Below are 17,687 nucleotides of genomic sequence, written 5' to 3'. Positions count from 1 at the left end.
GATTATTCGATGATCTTGGCAACCACGCCGGCACCCACGGTACGGCCACCTTCGCGAATCGCGAAGCGCAGACCATCTTCCATGGCGATCGGAGCGATCAGAGTGACAACCATCTTGATGTTGTCGCCCGGCATTACCATTTCTACGCCTTCCGGCAGCTCGCAGTTACCGGTCACGTCAGTAGTACGGAAGTAGAACTGCGGACGGTAGCCTTTGAAGAACGGCGTGTGACGACCGCCTTCTTCCTTGCTCAGCACGTAGACTTCGCCTTCGAACTTGGTGTGCGGCTTGATGGTGCCCGGCTTGGCCAGAACCTGACCACGCTCTACGTCATCACGCTTGGTACCACGCAGCAGCACGCCCACGTTCTCACCAGCGCGACCTTCGTCGAGCAGCTTGCGGAACATTTCAACGCCGGTGCAGGTGGTCTTGGTCGTGGCACGAATACCAACGATTTCGATCTCTTCCTGAACCTTGACAATGCCGCGCTCAACGCGACCGGTCACAACGGTACCGCGACCGGAGATCGAGAACACGTCTTCGATCGGCATCAGGAACGGCTTGTCGATGGCACGCTCAGGCTCCGGAATGTAGCTATCCAGAGTCTCGACCAGCTTGCGCACGGCCGACACACCCATTTCGTTGTCGTCCTGACCGTTCAGAGCCATCAGTGCGGAGCCGATGATGATTGGCGTGTCGTCACCCGGGAAGTCGTAGGTCGACAGCAGGTCACGCACTTCCATCTCAACCAGTTCCAGCAGCTCGGCGTCATCCACCATGTCAGCCTTGTTCAGGAAGACAACGATGTAAGGAACACCTACCTGACGGGACAGCAGGATGTGTTCGCGCGTCTGCGGCATCGGGCCGTCAGCAGCGGAACAAACCAGGATCGCGCCGTCCATCTGCGCAGCACCGGTGATCATGTTTTTCACGTAGTCAGCGTGACCTGGGCAGTCGACGTGAGCGTAGTGACGAATCGAGGAATCGTACTCAACGTGGGAGGTGTTGATGGTGATACCACGAGCCTTCTCTTCCGGCGCGTTGTCGATCTGCGAGAAGTCACGTGCAGAGCCGCCCCAAGTTTCCGCGCAGACCTTAGTCAGCGCAGCGGTGAGCGTGGTTTTGCCATGGTCAACGTGACCAATGGTACCGACGTTCAGGTGCGGTTTGTTACGTTCGAATTTTTCTTTAGCCACGACAGTAAACCTCTTACTTAAAGGGCTGAATCAACCTTGTTTTTTAACCAGTGCTTCGACGATATTCGACGGAGCCTCGGAGTATTTGGAGAATTCCATAGAGTAGCTCGCGCGACCCTGAGACATGGAACGAACGTCGGTCGCATAACCGAACATTTCACCCAGCGGTACTTCGGCACGGATTACCTTGCCGGACACTGTGTCTTCCATGCCCTGGATCAGACCACGACGACGGTTCAGGTCACCCATCACGTCACCCATGTAGTCCTCAGGGGTTACCACTTCGACTTTCATGATCGGCTCAAGCACTACACCGCCGCCCTTCTGAGCCAGCTGCTTGGTCGCCATGGAAGCGGCCACCTTGAACGCCATCTCGTTGGAGTCGACGTCATGGTAGGAGCCATCGAAAACGGTCGCTTTCAGGCCGATGAGCGGATAGCCGGCCACAACGCCGTTCTTCATCTGCTCTTCAATACCTTTCTGAATGGCCGGTATGTATTCCTTCGGAACCACACCACCCACGACTTCGTTCACGAACACCAGACCTTCCTGACCTTCATCAGCAGGCGCAAAGCGGATCCAGCAATGACCGAACTGACCACGACCACCGGACTGACGAACGAACTTGCCTTCAATTTCGCAGTTCTTGGTGATCTTCTCGCGGTAGGAAACCTGAGGCTTACCAATGTTCGCCTCGACGTTGAACTCGCGACGCATACGATCGACGAGAATGTCCAGGTGCAACTCACCCATACCGGAGATGATGGTCTGCCCGGTTTCCTCGTCAGTCTTGACGCGGAATGACGGATCTTCTTGGGCAAGCTTGCCCAGTGCGATACCCATCTTCTCCTGGTCGGCCTTGGTCTTAGGCTCTACCGCTACCGAGATGACCGGCTCAGGGAAATCCATACGCTCAAGAATGATTGGATTGTCTGCGTCGCACAGAGTGTCACCGGTGGTGACGTCTTTCATACCAATCAGAGCAGCGATATCACCAGCGCGCACTTCTTTAATCTCTTCACGCTGGTTGGCATGCATCTGCACCATACGACCAACGCGCTCTTTCTTGCCCTTGACCGAGTTGATCACCGAGTCACCCGAACTGAGGAAGCCCGAGTAGACACGCACGAACGTCAGGGTGCCAACGAATGGGTCGGTGGCAATCTTGAACGCCAGAGCCGAGAACGGTTCGGCGTCGTCAGCATGACGCTCATCATAGTCAGCATCAACGAGCTCTTCTTTCGGCTTGTCGATGATGTCAGGATGAATTCCCTTGATAGCAGGAATTTCAGTCGGAGCAGGCAGGTACTCGATAACGGCGTCGAGAACCAGGGGAACACCCTTGTTCTTGAACGAAGAACCGCAGACAGCTGGAACGATCTCGTTAGCCAGAGTACGCGCGCGCAGGCCAGCCTTGATCTCTTCGTTGGTCAGCTCTTCGCCTTCCAAGTACTTGTTCATCAGCTCTTCACTGGACTCAGCGGCAGCCTCGACCATGTTGGAGCGCCATTCTTCAGCCAGCTCCAGCATATCGGCAGGAATCTCTTCCTCGCGATAGGTTGTGCCTTTGTCATCGTCGTTCCAGTAGATAGCCTTCATCTTGATCAGATCAACCTGACCCTGAAAGTTATCCTCTGAACCAATAGCGAGCTGAATCGGTACCGGGGTATGACCCAAGCGATTCTTGATCTGACTAACGACGCGCAGGAAGTTAGCACCAGCACGGTCCATCTTGTTCACGTAGACGACACGTGGAACGCCGTACTTATTGGCCTGACGCCAAACGGTCTCGGACTGCGGCTCAACACCGGAAGTACCGCAGAATACAACGACAGCGCCATCCAGCACGCGCAACGAACGCTCTACTTCAATGGTGAAGTCAACGTGACCGGGGGTGTCGATAACGTTTACGCGGTAGTTGTCGTACTGACCTACGGAGCCCTTCCAAAAGGTCGTAACAGCAGCGGAGGTAATTGTGATACCACGCTCCTGCTCCTGCACCATCCAGTCAGTAGTAGCCGCACCGTCGTGCACCTCACCCATCTTGTGGCTAAGGCCTGTGTAGAACAGGATCCGCTCGGTCGTAGTGGTCTTGCCCGCGTCAACGTGCGCACAAATACCAATGTTGCGGTAGCGGTTAATTGCTGTGTTACGAGCCATAAAGCCCTCGCAAGTTGAATGGAGCCAAAATTAGAAACGGTAGTGCGAGAACGCCTTGTTGGCCTCAGCCATGCGATGCACGTCTTCACGCTTCTTCACAGCGGCGCCTTTACCTTCAAATGCATCCGACAGCTCACCCGCCAAACGCAGGGCCATGGATTTCTCGCCACGCTTGCGCGCAGCATCTACCAGCCAGCGCATAGCCAGCGCGTTACGACGGGAAGGACGAACTTCGACCGGAACCTGGTAAGTCGCACCACCTACGCGGCGGGACTTCACTTCGACCAGCGGAGCGATGGCGTCGAGTGCTTTTTCGAAGATTTCCAGGGGATCGCTGTTCTTGCGCTCTTTGACCTTGTCCAGAGCACCATAAACGATACGCTCGGCAACGGCCTTCTTGCCGCTCTCCATCACGTGGTTCATGAACTTGGCAAGGATCAGACTTCCGTACTTCGGATCGTCAAGGATCTCGCGCTTGGCTGCTACACGACGTCTTGGCATTGATAAGCCCTCAAACGGTCTTCAGGTTAGCTCGGGACTATAACGACGAGGTTACGCCCGACCTTACTCTTATCGACTCAGATAAATAAAAATACGATTACTTCGGACGCTTGGCGCCGTACTTGGAACGGCCCTGCTTACGATCCTTGACACCGGAGGTGTCCAGCGAACCGCGCACGGTGTGATAGCGCACACCCGGAAGGTCTTTTACACGACCGCCACGGATCAGCACGACACTGTGCTCCTGCAGGTTGTGACCTTCACCACCGATGTAGGAGGCGACTTCAAAACCGTTGGTCAGGCGAACACGGCATACTTTACGCAGTGCAGAGTTCGGTTTCTTTGGCGTGGTGGTGTACACGCGGGTGCACACGCCACGGCGTTGCGGGCAGTTCTGCAGCGCAGGGACGTCGCTTTTCTCGACGACGCGCTTGCGCGGCTGGCGTACCAGCTGGTTGATCGTTGCCATCTACTAGCTCCACTGTTGTCTTTCGACACAAACGAAAAATGGCAGGGCGCAAAGCCCCGCCAAATTAGGGGTACAAGAGTCTAAAGAGCTTCTTGCACACCGTCAAGGCGCGCCCCGGCTCGAGCCAGGGCTGCCTCCAATCAGTTGCCGCTGGAATTCAGCGCCTCGGTCAGCGCCGCTTCGACCTCATCGGCACTCACACGAACCGGTTTTTCGGCATCACGCTTGCGCTTGCGCTCGCTGTGATACTGCAGACCTGTACCGGCCGGAATCAGACGACCGACCACGACGTTCTCCTTCAGGCCGCGCAGGTAGTCGCGCTTGCCGGTAACCGCCGCCTCGGTAAGGACGCGGGTGGTTTCCTGGAACGACGCCGCCGAAATGAACGACTCGGTGGACAACGAGGCCTTGGTGATACCCAGCAGCACACGCACGTACTTGGAGCCGAACTTGTCGTCCACGGACAGACGCTCGTTCTCTTCCAGCACCTGGGTCAGCTCCATCTGGTCACCCTTGATGAAGCTGGAATCGCCCGACTCGGCCACTTCGACCTTACGCAGCATCTGCCGCAGGATAGTCTCGATGTGCTTGTCGTTGATCTTCACGCCCTGCAGGCGGTAGACGTCCTGGATCTCATTGACGATGTACTTGGCCAGCGCACTGACACCCAGCAGGCGCAGGATGTCGTGCGGGTTGCTCGGCCCGTCGGAGATCACTTCGCCCTTGTTCACCTGTTCGCCTTCGAAGACGTTGAGGTGGCGCCACTTGGGAATCAGCTCCTCGTAAGGATCGGTTCCATCGGTAGGCGTGATGACCAGACGGCGCTTGCCCTTGGTTTCCTTGCCGAAGGAGATCGTGCCGCTGATTTCCGCGAGGATCGACGGCTCTTTCGGACGACGCGCCTCGAACAGGTCGGCAACGCGCGGCAAACCACCAGTGATGTCGCGGGTCTTGGACGTTTCCTGCGGGATACGCGCGATAACGTCACCGACGTTGATCTCGGCACCATCGGCCACGCCAACCAGCGCGTTCGCCGGCAGGAAGTACTGGGCAGGTACGTCGGTACCCGGCAACAGCAGTTCCTTACCGTTGGTATCGACCATCTTGATCGCCGGACGGATATCCTTGCCGGACGCCGGACGATCTTTCGGATCCATCACCTCAATGTTGGTCAGACCGGTGAGTTCGTCGGTCTGACGCTTGATGGTGATGTTCTCTTCCATGCCCGCGAAGGTCACGACACCCTTCATCTCGGTCACGATCGGGTGCGTGTGCGGATCCCATTTCGCAACGACGGTGCCGGCATCGACCTTGTCGCCTTCCTTGATCGAAATCACCGCACCGTACGGCAGCTTGTAGCGCTCGCGCTCGCGGCCGTAGTCGTCCGCTACCGCCAGTTCACCGGAACGCGAAACCGCGACCAGGGCTCCGTCAGCACGCTCGACGTATTTGAGGTTATGCAGGCGAATGGTACCGCCGTTCTTGACCATCACGTTGTCGACCGCCGAAGTCCGGCTCGCTGCACCACCAATGTGGAACGTACGCATGGTCAGCTGGGTACCCGGCTCACCGATGGACTGCGCGGCGATTACACCGACAGCCTCACCGATGTTCACCTGGTGACCGCGGGCCAGATCGCGACCGTAGCACTTGGCACAGATGCCATAGCGGGTTTCGCAGCTGATCGGCGAACGCACGATCACTTCGTCGATGCTGTTCAGCTCGATGAAGTCGACCCACTGCTCGTCGATCAAGGTACCGGCAGGAACCAGTACGTCGTCGGTGCCGGGCTTGAGTACGTCACGCGCGATCACACGACCCAGAACACGCTCACCCAGCGGCTCGACCACGTCGCCGCCTTCGATGTGCGGCGTCATGTGCAGGCCCTGCTCGGTGCCGCAATCGATCTCGGTTACCACCAGATCCTGGGCCACGTCGACCAGGCGACGGGTCAGGTAACCGGAGTTCGCGGTTTTCAGCGCGGTATCCGCCAGACCCTTACGAGCACCGTGGGTGGAGATGAAGTACTGCAGTACGTTCAGGCCTTCACGGAAGTTGGCGGTGATCGGCGTCTCGATAATCGAGCCGTCCGGCTTGGCCATCAGGCCACGCATACCGGCCAGCTGGCGAATCTGGGCAGCGGAACCCCGCGCCCCGGAGTCGGCCATCATGTACATCGAGTTGAACGAATCCTGCTCGGCTTCGTTGCCGTCGCGGTCGATGACCTTCTCTTTCGAGAGATTGGCCATCATCGCCTTGGATACTTCGTCGTTGGCCTTCGACCAGAGGTCGATGACCTTGTTGTACTTCTCACCCTGTGTCACCAGGCCGGAGGCGTACTGCGACTCGATTTCCTTCACTTCCTCGGTAGCGGCATCGATGATGCGCGCCTTTTCGTCCGGGATGACGAAATCGTTCACACCGATCGACACGCCGGAAATGGTCGAGTAGGCAAAACCGGTGTACATCAGCTGGTCAGCGAAGATGACGGTATCCTTTAGGCCAACGGTGCGGTAGCACAGGTTGATCAGCTTGGAGATCGCCTTCTTCTTCATCGGCTGGTTGACCACGTCGAACGGCAGGCCGGCCGGAACCACCTGGAACAGCAACGCACGACCGACAGTGGTGTCGACGATACGGGTGTTCTTGGTGATCGAGCCGTCGCGATCCTTGATGGTCTCGTTGATGCGCACTTTGACGCGGGCGTGCAGCGACGCTTCGCCGGCGCGGAACACGCGGTCGACTTCCTGCAGGTCAGCGAACACGCGGCCTTCGCCCTTGGCATTGATGGCTTCACGGGTCATGTAGTACAGACCCAGGACCACGTCCTGCGACGGCACGATGATCGGCTCGCCGTTGGCCGGCGACAGGATGTTATTGGTCGACATCATCAGCGCGCGCGCTTCGAGCTGGGCTTCCAGTGTCAGCGGCACGTGAACGGCCATCTGGTCACCGTCGAAGTCGGCGTTGTACGCGGCGCAGACCAGCGGGTGCAGCTGGATCGCCTTGCCTTCGATCAGGACCGGCTCGAACGCCTGGATACCCAGACGGTGCAGCGTCGGTGCCCGGTTGAGCAACACGGGATGTTCGCGAATGACCTCGGCCAGGACGTCCCAGACCTCAGGCAACTCGCGCTCGACCATCTTCTTGGCGGCCTTGATGGTGGTCGCCATGCCACGCATTTCCAGCTTGCCGAAAATGAACGGCTTGAACAGCTCGAGAGCCATCTTCTTCGGCAGGCCGCACTGATGCAGGCGCAGGGTCGGGCCGACGGTGATGACCGAACGACCGGAATAGTCCACGCGCTTGCCGAGCAGGTTCTGACGGAAACGACCCTGCTTGCCCTTGATCATGTCAGCCAGGGACTTGAGCGGGCGCTTGTTCGAACCGGTGATGGCGCGACCACGACGGCCGTTGTCGAGCAGCGCGTCGACGGCTTCCTGCAGCATGCGCTTTTCGTTGCGCACGATGATGTCCGGCGCCGACAGATCGAGCAGGCGCTTAAGACGGTTGTTACGGTTGATCACCCGGCGATACAGATCGTTGAGATCCGAGGTCGCGAAGCGGCCACCATCCAGCGGAACCAGCGGACGCAGATCCGGCGGCAATACCGGCAGAACGGTCAGCACCATCCATTCCGGCAGGTTGCCCGAGCCATGGAAGGCTTCCATCAGCTTCAGGCGCTTGGACAGCTTCTTGATCTTGGTTTCCGAGTTGGTCTGCGGAATCTCTTCGCGCAGGCGACCGATCTCGTGTTCCAGGTCGATTTCGTGCAGCAGCTCGCGCACGGCCTCGGCACCCATGCGAGCGTCGAAATCGTCACCGAACTCTTCCAGCGCCTCGAAGTACTGCTCGTCATTGAGCAGCTGACCCTTCTCGAGCGTGGTCATGCCTGGATCGATCACCACATAGCTCTCGAAGTAGAGCACGCGCTCGATGTCACGCAGGGTCATGTCCAGCAGCAGGCCGATACGGCTCGGCAGCGACTTCAGGAACCAGATGTGGGCGACTGGCGACGCCAGCTCGATATGCGCCATGCGCTCGCGACGGACCTTGGCCAGTGCAACCTCGACACCGCACTTCTCGCAGATCACGCCACGATGCTTGAGGCGCTTGTACTTGCCGCACAGGCACTCGTAATCCTTGACCGGGCCAAAGATCTTGGCGCAGAACAGGCCATCACGCTCGGGCTTGAACGTACGGTAGTTGATGGTCTCTGGCTTCTTGACCTCACCAAAGGACCAGGAACGGATCATCTCGGGCGAAGCCAATGCAATCTTGATGGCATCGAACTCTTCGATTTGACCCTGGTTTTTCAACAGATTCAGCAAGTCTTTCAAGGCCTTTCCTCCTCACGGACCGGCGACGACCGGCTGATGCCGGACGCCGCTTAGGCGGTGCGTGGTTATTCGGTTTCCAGATCGATGTCGATACCGAGCGAGCGGATCTCTTTGATCAGCACGTTGAAGGATTCCGGCATGCCGGGCTCCATACGGTGATCGCCGTCCACGATGTTCTTGTACATCTTGGTCCGCCCGTTCACGTCGTCCGACTTGACCGTGAGCATTTCCTGCAGGGTGTAGGCGGCACCGTAAGCCTCCAGGGCCCAGACCTCCATCTCCCCGAAACGCTGGCCACCGAACTGCGCCTTACCACCCAGCGGCTGCTGGGTGACCAGGCTGTAGGAACCGGTGGAACGCGCATGCATCTTGTCGTCGACCAGGTGGTTGAGCTTGAGCATGTACATGTAACCGACCGTGGTCGTGCGCTCGAACTTGTTCCCCGTGCGGCCATCGAACAGCTGCATCTGGCCACTTTCCGGCAGATCCGCCAGCTTCAGCATGGCCTTGATCTCGCGCTCCTTGGCACCGTCGAAGACCGGCGTCGCCATCGGTACGCCGCCACGCAGGTTCTTGGCCAGATCCAGCACTTCCTGATCGCTGAACTCGTCCAGGTTTTCCTGGCGGCCACCGATCTCGTTGTAGATCTCGGTGAGGAACTTGCGCAGCTCGGCCACCTTGCGCTGCTCGTCGAGCATGCGGTTGATCTTCTCACCCAGGCCCTTGGCTGCGAGGCCCAGGTGGGTCTCGAGGATCTGCCCGACGTTCATCCGCGACGGTACACCCAGCGGGTTCAGGACGATGTCGACCGGCGTGCCATTAGCATCGTGCGGCATGTCTTCGACCGGCATGATCACCGAGACCACACCCTTGTTACCGTGACGACCGGCCATCTTGTCGCCCGGCTGGATGCGACGCTTGATCGCCAGGTAGACCTTGACGATCTTCAGCACGCCCGGCGCCAGGTCGTCGCCCTGCTGCAGCTTGCGCTTCTTATCCTCGAACTTGTCGTCGAGCAGCTGACGGCGGTCGGAGATATAGGCCTGGGCCTTCTCCAACTGCTCGTTCAGCGCATCTTCGGCCATGCGCAGCTTGAACCACTGGCCATGCTCGAGCCCGTCGAGGATCTCGTCGGTGATGACGGTACCCTTCTTCAGGCCGGCACCGCCCTCGGCGGACGCCCCGACCAGAGCGGAACGCAGGCGTTCGAAGGTGGCGCCCTCGACGATGCGGAACTCTTCGTTGAGGTCCTTGCGAATCTCGTCGAGCTGCATCTTCTCGATGGCCAACGCACGGGAGTCACGCTCGACGCCGTCACGAATGAACACCTGAACGTCGATGACGGTGCCCTTCGTGCCCGTCGGCACGCGCAGGGACGTGTCCTTAACATCCGATGCCTTTTCACCGAAGATCGCGCGCAGCAGCTTCTCTTCCGGCGTCAGCTGGGTTTCGCCCTTCGGCGTGACCTTGCCGACCAGAATGTCGCCCGCGCCGACTTCGGCACCAACGTAGACGATGCCCGCCTCGTCCAGCTTGTTCAGCGCAGCTTCGCCCACGTTCGGAATGTCCGCCGTGATCTCTTCTGGGCCAAGCTTGGTGTCGCGCGACACGCAGGTCAGTTCCTGAATATGGATGGTGGTGAAACGATCTTCCTGAACCACACGTTCCGACAGGAGGATGGAGTCTTCGAAGTTATAGCCGTTCCACGGCATGAACGCGACGCGCATGTTCTGACCGAGCGCCAGCTCACCCATATCGGTGGACGGACCGTCAGCCATGATGTCACCGCGCTCGACCACGTCACCTTTGCTGACCAGCGGACGCTGGTTGATGCAGGTGTTCTGGTTGGAACGGGTGTACTTGGTCAGGTTGTAGATATCGACGCCGGCCTCACCGGTCTCGACTTCCGCATCATGCACACGCACAACGACACGACTGGCATCGACCGAATCGATTACGCCACCACGACGGGCAACGACGCAGACGCCGGAATCTCGCGCCACGTTGCGTTCCATACCGGTGCCTACCAGCGGCTTATCCGAGCGCAAGGTCGGAACGGCCTGACGCTGCATGTTCGAGCCCATCAGAGCACGGTTAGCGTCGTCGTGCTCGAGGAACGGGATCAGCGATGCCGCTACGGAGACGACCTGCTTTGGCGATACATCCATCAGTGTCACGTCTTCCGGAGCTTTGACCGTGAATTCGTTCTGATGACGTACGGCGACCAGCTCGTCGACCAGCTTACGGCCGTCCAGCTTGGCGCTCGCCTGGGCGATGACATGGTCCGCCTCTTCAATTGCCGAGAGGAACACGATCTCGTCGGTAACTTCGCCTTCCTTCACAACGCGGTACGGGCTTTCCAGAAAACCGTACTGGTTGGTACGGGCATAGGCAGCCAGCGAGTTGATCAGACCGATGTTAGGACCTTCAGGAGTCTCGATCGGGCACACACGACCATAGTGGGTCGGGTGTACGTCGCGCACTTCGAAGCCGGCGCGTTCACGGGTCAGGCCGCCCGGGCCGAGTGCGGAGACGCGACGCTTATGGGTGATTTCCGAGAGCGGGTTGTTCTGATCCATGAACTGCGAGAGCTGGCTTGAACCGAAGAACTCCTTCACCGCCGCCGCGACCGGCTTGGCGTTGATCAGGTCCTGCGGCATCAGGCCTTCGCTTTCGGCCATTGAAAGACGTTCCTTGACCGCGCGCTCAACACGAACCAGACCTACACGGAACTGGTTTTCGGCCATTTCACCCACGCAACGTACGCGACGGTTCCCCAAGTGGTCGATGTCGTCGACGACGCCTTTGCCGTTACGAATGTCGACCAGAGTCTTCAGTACCGCAACGATGTCTTCACGGCTGAGCACGCCGGAACCTTCGATCTCGGTACGACCGATACGGCGGTTGAACTTCATCCGACCCACAGCGGACAGGTCGTACCGCTCAGAGGCAAAGAACAGGTTGTTAAACAGCGTCTCGGCGGCGTCCTTGGTTGGCGGCTCGCCAGGACGCATCATGCGGTAGATTTCCACCAGTGCTTCGAGCTGGTTAGTCGTCGAATCGATCTTCAGCGTGTCGGAAATGAACGGACCGCAATCGATGTCGTTAGTATACAAAGTCTCGAAACGCACAACCTGGGCCTTGACCAGCTTGGCCAGAACCTCAACGGTGAGTTCGGTATTGCACTCAGCAATGATCTCCCCAGTGGCAGGGTGCACGATGGCCTTGGCCGTGGTGCGGCCCAGCACATAGTCCATCGGCATATCGAGCGCCTTGATGCCGGACTTGTCGAGCTGATTAATGTGGCGCGCGGTAATGCGACGACCTTGCTCGACAATGACTTTGCCGTTCTCATCCTTAATGTCGAACGACGCGATCTCGCCGCGCAGGCGGTGCGGCACAAGCTCAAGGCTCAACGCATCACCCTTAACGTGGAATACGTTGGTGTCGTAGAACGCATCGAGAATTTCTTCAGTGCTGTAGTTCAGGGCGCGCAGAAGCACCGAGGCAGGCAGCTTGCGGCGACGGTCGATACGCACGAAGACGGCATCCTTCGGATCGAACTCGAAGTCCAGCCAGGAGCCACGGTACGGAATAATACGGGCGGAATACAGGAGCTTGCCCGAGCTATGGGTCTTGCCTCGGTCGTGATCGAAGAAGACGCCTGGCGAGCGGTGCAACTGAGATACGATGACGCGCTCGGTACCGTTGATGATGAAGGTACCGTTGTCCGTCATCAGGGGGATTTCCCCCATGTAAACTTCCTGCTCTTTAATGTCCTTGATCGCCTTGCTCGACGATTCCTTATCGAAAATGATCAGGCGAACTTTTACCCGCAGCGGAACCGCGAAGGTCACGCCGCGCAGGACACATTCCTTGACATCGAAAGCCGGGTCGCCCAAGCGATAGCCGACGTATTCCAGCGCTGCATTGCCGGAATAGCTGATTATCGGAAAAACGGATTTGAAGGCTGCATGCAAGCCAATATCGCGGAACTGATCCTTGGTCGCTCCCGCCTGCAGGAATTCGCGGTACGAATCCAGCTGGATGGCCAAAAGATACGGCACGTCCATAACGTGCGGTAACTTGCTAAAGTCCTTGCGGATTCGTTTTTTCTCAGTGTATGAGTAAGCCATCAGCGTTCCCCAGCTTGGTCACCTGCTTGTTTGGCTCCTCCCGACGGGAGCAGCCAGAAAATCTTGCGAATCCCTTGATTCGCACCGCCCACCGGAGCGGTTCTTTCCGTACTAGCGGCCAACGAGCATCAGGCAGCTATAACGGAAAAAGGCCGGTGGCAAAAGCCACCAGCCATCAGCCTTACGCGAGTCGCTTCGGCTGTAGACGCAAGGTCGTGCTTACTTGAGCTCGACCTTGGCGCCTGCTTCTTCCAGAGCCTTCTTCGCCGCTTCAGCCTCGTCCTTGGAAACGCTTTCCTTGACCACGCCCGGGGCGCCGTCAACAACCGCCTTGGCTTCTTTCAGGCCCAGACCAGTCAGCTCACGAACGGCCTTGATGACGTTAACCTTCTTGTCACCAGCCTCGGTCAGAACGACAGTGAATTCGGTCTGCTCTTCAGCAGCGGCAGCGGCCGGGCCAGCGGCCGCAACAGTTGCGGCGGCAGCAGTAACGCCGAACTTTTCTTCCATTGCCTTGATCAGTTCAACAACCTGCATCACGGACATTTCGGAAACGGCGTTGATGATATCTTCGTTGGTCAGAGCCATGACTCTAGTTCCTGTATATATAGGTGACGACCTGGGGTCGTCTAATTCAAAAGAGATTCGAAAGTTGCTGTGCGCTTAGGCGGCTGCAGCTTCTTTCTGATCACGAACGGCCGCCAGAGTACGAGCCAGCTTGCTAGTAGCGCCTTGAATCACGCTCATCAGCTGCGAAATGGCTTCGTCATAGGTCGGCAAGGTTGCCAGCACGTCGATCTGATTGGCTGCGAGGAACTGACCCTCGAACGCAGCGGCCTTGATCTCGAACTTGTCCTGCCCCTTGGCAAACTCCTTGAAAATACGGGCAGCAGCGCCCGGATGTGCATTGGAGAAAGCGATCAGGGTTGGGCCTTTGAACACGTCGTTGAGCACATCGAACTGAGTGCCTTCAACGGCGCGGCGCAGCAGAGTGTTACGTACGACACGTACGTACACGCCAGCTTCGCGGGCCTCTTTACGGAGTCCGGTCATGGCCCCCACGGTCACGCCACGGGCATCAGCCACGACAGCGGACAGGGCAGCTTGGGCAGCCTCGTTGACTTCAGCGACGATGGCTTTCTTGTCTTCGAGTTTGATTGCCACGGGTTTTACTCCTGGATGTTACCGGTTCATCCGGTCGAAACCGGACGGGTTTTGGTGTCTGATTCGGTACGAATCGGGAGCACCTCTGCGTAGGCTTGAAGAAGCGAACTCCAGCGGTTTAAGGCTTGCGCCGCCTACGGTCTTGGATAGCCCCCGCCAGGCAGGGACCCCAATTTTGCACCGCTCCGGCAACCGGAGCGGCTAGTGTTACGCGTCGAGAGAAGCCTGATCGATGATCAGTCCCGGCCCCATGGTGGTGCTCAGGGTCACGCGCTTGACATAAATACCTTTGGAAGTGGAAGGCTTCAGACGCTTGAGGTCCGAAAGCAGCGCTTCAACGTTCTGCTTGAGCTGACCAGCTTCGAAACCGACCTTGCCCACAGAGCTATGAATGATGCCGTTCTTGTCTGTACGGAAGCGCACCTGACCAGCCTTGGCATTCTTGACTGCGGTCGCAACGTCCGGCGTCACGGTACCAACCTTCGGGTTCGGCATCAGGCCGCGAGGACCGAGAATCTGCCCCAGCTGGCCGACTACGCGCATAGCATCCGGGGAAGCGATAACCACGTCATAGTTCAGATCGCCGCCTTTCATTTCAGCAGCCAACTCGTCCATGCCGACACGGTCGGCGCCGGCAGCCAGTGCCGCCTCAGCAGCAGGACCCTGAGTAAATACAGCAACACGAACGGTCTTGCCGGTGCCGTTCGGTAGAACGGTAGCGCCGCGCACGACTTGGTCGGATTTACGCGGATCCACTCCCAGATTGATCGCGATGTCGAAAGACTCAGTGAACTTCACAGCCGACAGCTGAGTCAGCAGGGTCGCGGCGTCTTCGAACGAGTACTGCTTGCCAGCTTCGACTTTCTCGGCGAAAGCCTTCTGGCGCTTGGTCAACTTAGCCATTACACACCCTCCACGTTCAGGCCCATGCTGCGAGCGGAGCCGGCGATAGTGCGCACGGCCGCCTCAAGATCAGCGGCGGTAAGATCAGCGTTCTTGGTCTTTGCGATCTCTTCCAGCTGAGCACGGGTAACAGTGCCGACCTTCTGGGTGTTCGGACGAGCAGAACCACTGGTGATGCCTGCAGCTTTCTTCAACAAAACTGCAGCAGGGGTGCTTTTGGTCTCGAAGGTGAAGCTACGGTCGCTGTAAACGGTGATGATCACCGGCGTAGGCAGACCAGGCTCCTGGCCTTGAGTGCGGGCATTGAATGCCTTACAGAATTCCATGATATTGACGCCATGCTGGCCCAGCGCGGGACCTACGGGCGGCGACGGGTTGGCCTGACCGGCCTTTACCTGAAGCTTGATATAAGCTTGAATTTTCTTAGCCATAACTACTCCGTTCCGGGTGCTAACGCCTTACGGCTCCCCTATCTACTTGAATATCCCAGTGACGACAAAACCCCGCAGCCAGCAGCTGCGGGGTGTGGGATGCTTTCTTCAGCTAGACCTTCTCGACCTGGCTGAACTCCAACTCTACCGGCGTTGAACGACCAAATATGAGGACAGCCACCTGAATGCGGCTCTTCTCGTAGTTGACCTCTTCAACCACGCCATTGAAATCAGCAAAAGGCCCATCCGCAACACGGACAACCTCACCCGGCTCAAACAAGGTCTTGGGCTTCGGCTTGTCACTACCATCCGCAACACGCCGGAGAATTGCCTCAGCCTCTTTATCAGTGATCGGCGCAGGCTTATCTGCGGTACCACCGATAAACCCCATCACGCGAGGCGTGTCTTTCACCAAGTGCCAGGCACCTTCAGCCATATCCATCTGGACGAGCACGTAACCGGGGAAGAACTTGCGCTCACTCTTGCGCTTCTGCCCATTACGCATCTCGACCACTTCTTCAGTGGGAACAAGGATTTCGCCGAAATGATCTTCCATCCCAGCAAGCTTGATACGCTCAATCAGCGAGCGCATGACGTGCTTCTCGTAACCCGAGTAAGCATGAACCACATACCAGCGCTTAGCCACGGGACACCCTTAACCTACAACCATGGAAACCAGCCAACCGAGCAGGGAATCGAGCCCCCACAACAGCAGCGCCATAACAAGCACAACAGCCACAACTATCAGCGTGGTCTGAGTGGTTTCTTGACGAGTCGGCCAAACGACCTTGCGAATCTCGACGCGCGCCTCTTTCAACAAAACGAAAAAGGAGCGACCTTTTGACGTCTGCAACGCTACAAAAGCAGCGACTACAGCGAAAGCGAGTAACGCGAGAACTCTATACAGAATCGGCTCTGCGGAGTAATACTGATTACCAACCACCGCCACAACAACCAAAGCAGCCACAACAAGCCACTTCACCAGATCGAAGCGCGTGTCTTTGGCTTCTGCTTTGATATTCATCTGCTAGAACCCTGTAAAAACTGCCAAATTCGATATTGAAATTGGCAGGCCAGGAGGGAATCGAACCCCCAACCTGCGGTTTTGGAGACCGCCGCTCTGCCAATTGAGCTACTGGCCTAACAAGAGTCAGGCCGACTATTATGCCGGCCCGAATTGATCAGATCAATCGATTATTCGATGATCTTGGCAACCACGCCGGCACCCACGGTACGGCCACCTTCGCGAATCGCGAAGCGCAGACCATCTTCCATGGCGATCGGAGCGATCAGAGTGACAACCATCTTGATGTTGTCGCCCGGCATTACCATTTCTACGCCTTCCGGCAGCTCGCAGTTACCGGTCACGTCAGTAGTACGGAAGTAGAACTGCGGACGGTAGCCTTTGAAGAACGGCGTGTGACGACCGCCTTCTTCCTTGCTCAGCACGTAGACTTCGCCTTCGAACTTGGTGTGCGGCTTGATGGTGCCCGGCTTGGCCAGAACCTGACCACGCTCTACGTCATCACGCTTGGTACCACGCAGCAGCACGCCCACGTTCTCACCAGCGCGACCTTCGTCGAGCAGCTTGCGGAACATTTCAACGCCGGTGCAGGTGGTCTTGGTCGTGGCACGAATACCAACGATTTCGATCTCTTCCTGAACCTTGACAATGCCGCGCTCAACGCGACCGGTCACAACGGTACCGCGACCGGAGATCGAGAACACGTCTTCGATCGGCATCAGGAACGGCTTGTCGATGGCACGCTCAGGCTCCGGAATGTAGCTATCCAGAGTCTCGACCAGCTTGCGCACGGCCGACACACCCATTTCGTTGTCGTCCTGACCGTTCAGAGCCATCAGTGCGGAGCCGATGATGATTGGCGTGTCGTCACCCGGGAAGTCGTAGGTCGACAGCAGGTCACGCACTTCCATCTCAACCAGTTCCAGCAGCTCGGCGTCATCCACCATGTCAGCCTTGTTCAGGAAGACAACGATGTAAGGAACACCTACCTGACGGGACAGCAGGATGTGTTCGCGCGTCTGCGGCATCGGGCCGTCAGCAGCGGAACAAACCAGGATCGCGCCGTCCATCTGCGCAGCACCGGTGATCATGTTTTTCACGTAGTCAGCGTGACCTGGGCAGTCGACGTGAGCGTAGTGACGAATCGAGGAATCGTACTCAACGTGGGAGGTGTTGATGGTGATACCACGAGCCTTCTCTTCCGGCGCGTTGTCGATCTGCGAGAAGTCACGTGCAGAGCCGCCCCAAGTTTCCGCGCAGACCTTAGTCAGCGCAGCGGTGAGCGTGGTTTTGCCATGGTCAACGTGACCAATGGTACCGACGTTCAGGTGCGGTTTGTTACGTTCGAATTTTTCTTTAGCCA

13 protein-coding genes and 1 tRNA gene are annotated in these 17,687 nt (G+C 58.0%); all 14 read right to left on the bottom strand.

All coding sequences use genetic code 11. From position 1 onward, the window contains the following. Window positions 1–2: 2 nt before the first annotated feature. A complete protein-coding gene (gene tuf / locus UF78_RS03085; protein WP_025240334.1) occupies window positions 3–1,196 on the bottom strand; it encodes an elongation factor Tu in 1,194 nt (397 codons plus the stop codon). Window positions 1,197–1,226: 30 nt separating this feature from the next. Then, complete coding sequence (gene fusA / locus UF78_RS03080) at window positions 1,227–3,356, bottom strand: elongation factor G (RefSeq protein ID WP_045160594.1); 2,130 nt, start codon at window positions 3,354–3,356, stop codon at window positions 1,227–1,229. 30 nt (window positions 3,357–3,386) lie between these two features. Further along, window positions 3,387–3,857: a 30S ribosomal protein S7 gene (gene rpsG / locus UF78_RS03075; protein WP_045160593.1), complete on the bottom strand. Its 471-nt coding sequence runs from the start codon at window positions 3,855–3,857 to the stop codon at window positions 3,387–3,389. Window positions 3,858–3,954: 97 nt separating this feature from the next. Continuing rightward, the gene (gene rpsL, locus UF78_RS03070) at window positions 3,955–4,326 is read right to left on the bottom strand and encodes a 30S ribosomal protein S12 (RefSeq protein WP_003291416.1); all 372 of its coding nucleotides are present in this window, start codon (window positions 4,324–4,326) and stop codon (window positions 3,955–3,957) included. 140 nt (window positions 4,327–4,466) lie between these two features. Next, the gene (gene rpoC, locus UF78_RS03065) at window positions 4,467–8,666 is read right to left on the bottom strand and encodes a DNA-directed RNA polymerase subunit beta' (RefSeq protein WP_045160592.1); all 4,200 of its coding nucleotides are present in this window, start codon (window positions 8,664–8,666) and stop codon (window positions 4,467–4,469) included. A gap of 65 nt (window positions 8,667–8,731) precedes the next feature. Beyond that, window positions 8,732–12,802 carry a DNA-directed RNA polymerase subunit beta gene (gene rpoB / locus UF78_RS03060; protein WP_045160591.1) on the bottom strand — a complete coding sequence of 1,357 codons (4,071 nt, stop codon included), beginning with the start codon at window positions 12,800–12,802 and terminating at the stop codon, window positions 8,732–8,734. A gap of 219 nt (window positions 12,803–13,021) precedes the next feature. Further along, window positions 13,022–13,390: a 50S ribosomal protein L7/L12 gene (gene rplL, locus UF78_RS03055; protein ID WP_045160590.1), complete on the bottom strand. Its 369-nt coding sequence runs from the start codon at window positions 13,388–13,390 to the stop codon at window positions 13,022–13,024. Between the two features lie 75 nt (window positions 13,391–13,465). Further along, window positions 13,466–13,966, bottom strand: coding sequence for a 50S ribosomal protein L10 (rplJ, locus tag UF78_RS03050; protein ID WP_045160589.1), 501 nt, complete (start codon window positions 13,964–13,966; stop codon window positions 13,466–13,468). Window positions 13,967–14,173: 207 nt separating this feature from the next. Beyond that, window positions 14,174–14,869: a 50S ribosomal protein L1 gene (gene rplA / locus UF78_RS03045; RefSeq protein WP_045160588.1), complete on the bottom strand. Its 696-nt coding sequence runs from the start codon at window positions 14,867–14,869 to the stop codon at window positions 14,174–14,176. Further along, window positions 14,869–15,300 (bottom strand): 50S ribosomal protein L11, encoded by a 432-nt coding sequence (gene rplK, locus UF78_RS03040; protein WP_041110223.1) that lies wholly within the window; start codon window positions 15,298–15,300, stop codon window positions 14,869–14,871. The genes rplA and rplK overlap by 1 nt, the downstream gene beginning before the upstream one ends. 112 nt (window positions 15,301–15,412) lie before the next feature. Beyond that, the gene (gene nusG, locus UF78_RS03035; protein WP_019342058.1) at window positions 15,413–15,946 is read right to left on the bottom strand and encodes a transcription termination/antitermination protein NusG; all 534 of its coding nucleotides are present in this window, start codon (window positions 15,944–15,946) and stop codon (window positions 15,413–15,415) included. A 9-nt stretch (window positions 15,947–15,955) separates the two neighbouring features. Then, on the bottom strand, window positions 15,956–16,324 hold the full coding sequence (secE, locus tag UF78_RS03030; RefSeq protein WP_021209389.1) for a preprotein translocase subunit SecE: 369 nt from the start codon (window positions 16,322–16,324) through the stop codon (window positions 15,956–15,958). A 42-nt stretch (window positions 16,325–16,366) separates the two neighbouring features. Next, a tRNA-Trp gene (locus tag UF78_RS03025) sits at window positions 16,367–16,442 on the bottom strand. Window positions 16,443–16,494: 52 nt separating this feature from the next. Further along, on the bottom strand, window positions 16,495–17,687 hold a 1,193-nt coding region (tuf, locus tag UF78_RS03020; RefSeq protein ID WP_155397594.1), incomplete at its 5' end, for an elongation factor Tu.

Source organism: Stutzerimonas stutzeri (assembly GCF_000952685.1).
GTDB classification, from domain to species: domain Bacteria; phylum Pseudomonadota; class Gammaproteobacteria; order Pseudomonadales; family Pseudomonadaceae; genus Stutzerimonas; species Stutzerimonas stutzeri_E.
This window is presented reverse-complemented; position numbering and strand designations above follow the sequence as displayed.

What these genes read in the sequence shown, in the direction of transcription:
- fusA (WP_045160594.1), bottom strand. Translation starts at nt 3,356, where the DNA reads ATGGCTCGTAACACAGCAATTAACCGCTACCGCAACATTGGTATTTGT.
- rpsG (WP_045160593.1), bottom strand. Translation starts at nt 3,857, where the DNA reads ATGCCAAGACGTCGTGTAGCAGCCAAGCGCGAGATCCTTGACGATCCG.
- rpsL (WP_003291416.1), bottom strand. Translation starts at nt 4,326, where the DNA reads ATGGCAACGATCAACCAGCTGGTACGCCAGCCGCGCAAGCGCGTCGTC.
- rpoB (WP_045160591.1), bottom strand. Translation starts at nt 12,802, where the DNA reads ATGGCTTACTCATACACTGAGAAAAAACGAATCCGCAAGGACTTTAGC.
- rplL (WP_045160590.1), bottom strand. Translation starts at nt 13,390, where the DNA reads ATGGCTCTGACCAACGAAGATATCATCAACGCCGTTTCCGAAATGTCC.
- rplA (WP_045160588.1), bottom strand. Translation starts at nt 14,869, where the DNA reads ATGGCTAAGTTGACCAAGCGCCAGAAGGCTTTCGCCGAGAAAGTCGAA.
- rplK (WP_041110223.1), bottom strand. Translation starts at nt 15,300, where the DNA reads ATGGCTAAGAAAATTCAAGCTTATATCAAGCTTCAGGTAAAGGCCGGT.
- secE (WP_021209389.1), bottom strand. Translation starts at nt 16,324, where the DNA reads ATGAATATCAAAGCAGAAGCCAAAGACACGCGCTTCGATCTGGTGAAG.